This is a genomic window from Aeromonas sp. PrichA-15 (assembly GCF_017939245.1).
GTDB lineage: Bacteria > Pseudomonadota > Gammaproteobacteria > Enterobacterales > Aeromonadaceae > Aeromonas > Aeromonas caviae.
In genome coordinates, this window is record NZ_JAGKRH010000108.1 from 1 (window position 1) to 1214 (window position 1214).

At 62.8% G+C, this 1214-nt stretch carries 2 protein-coding genes; both read right to left on the bottom strand.

What is annotated here, in order from left to right; all coding sequences use genetic code 11:
• Nucleotides 1-189: 189 nt before the first annotated feature.
• Nucleotides 190-795 carry an NAD(P)H-dependent oxidoreductase gene (locus J9889_RS14250; protein ID WP_210557097.1) on the bottom strand — a complete coding sequence of 202 codons (606 nt, stop codon included), beginning with the start codon at nt 793-795 and terminating at the stop codon, nt 190-192.
• 54 nt (nt 796-849) lie between these two features.
• Nucleotides 850-1044 (bottom strand): hypothetical protein, encoded by a 195-nt coding sequence (locus J9889_RS14255; protein ID WP_244054343.1) that lies wholly within the window; start codon nt 1042-1044, stop codon nt 850-852.
• Nucleotides 1045-1214: the final 170 nt, after the last annotated feature.

A 1214-nucleotide genomic window follows, 5' to 3' on the forward strand; every position in this document is an offset into this window, starting at 1 on the left:
CGAGCCAGCATGTCGCCAGATGCCTCAACAACATCGTTCAGATCGTTTGCAATAGACATAAAAAATCCGGAACCAGTGATTGGTTCCGGATTGTCCTACAGCAGAAGGATCGGTCAATGGATCCTTAACTGATCAGCATTGCCGCAACTGCGGGGCTTTTTAATGGGTAAAACATGCCCATGGCAGGGATTAGGCGGGGCGCCTGCCCAGCCGCCGCACATCCTGGCGGGCGGCGGCTCCGGCCTGGCTGAGCCAGCGCTGGCGGGCCCCCTCATCCGAGGTGTGGACGGGCCCCAGATGCTGACGGTGGGTCAGCCGGATGCCGCACAGCCCCAGCACCGGCTTGTCCAGGGTGCGATCCAGGGGGGCTCCCTGCCACCAGCGGTAATACCAGGGGGGGCTGTCCATGGTGAGCAGCAGGCGCGCCGTCTTGCCGGCGAGCAACTGCTCCGGGTACGCCTTCCCCGGCTGGTAGCGAAAGGCGAAACCCGGCAGCAGGGTGCGATCCAGCAGCCCCTTGAGCCGGGCTGGCAGGTGGCCCCACCAGACGGGGGCGACGATCACCAGATGGTGGGCCTCCATCAGGCTCTGCTGCACCGCCTGCAGATCGGGCTCGAGGGGTTGCGCCTCGTCATAGCCATGGTGAAGATCCGGCGCGAAAGCGAGCTCCCCCACGTGATGCATGGTGACGCGCGCGCCCCTTTGCTCGGCGCTGCGGGCATACTCTCGGGCGAGGGCGTGGCAGAGGCTGTCGGGTTTGGGGTTGCCGTTGAGAACAAGCAGGTTGGGGGTCATGGTATGGCTCCTTGAAGTGAGCCCCCATTACACCCCTTGTCCCATGGGACAGAGTCAAGCCACCTTTTGCCCCCGATCCGCGGCGGCGGGATGATCCCGCCCGTCGGGGGATTGCCGCGCCGGGGCGCCATAGCGGCAGGGGTGCTGCGCCAGCAGCGTGGCGCACTGGCTCAAGCCCTGATGCTGGCGTTGCAGCCGGGCGACCTCCGCCTCGATCTGCGCCAGCTTGTCCGCGATAAGCTGTTCCACCTTCTGCCAGGGGAAGTGATCTAGGGAAGGTGCGAATAAGCGGGGAAATTCTTCTCGGCTGACTCAGTCATTTCATTTCTTCATGTTTGAGCCGATTTTTTCTCCCGTAAATGCCTTGAATCAGCCTATTTAGACCGTTTCTTCGCCATTTAAGGCGTTATCCCCAGTTT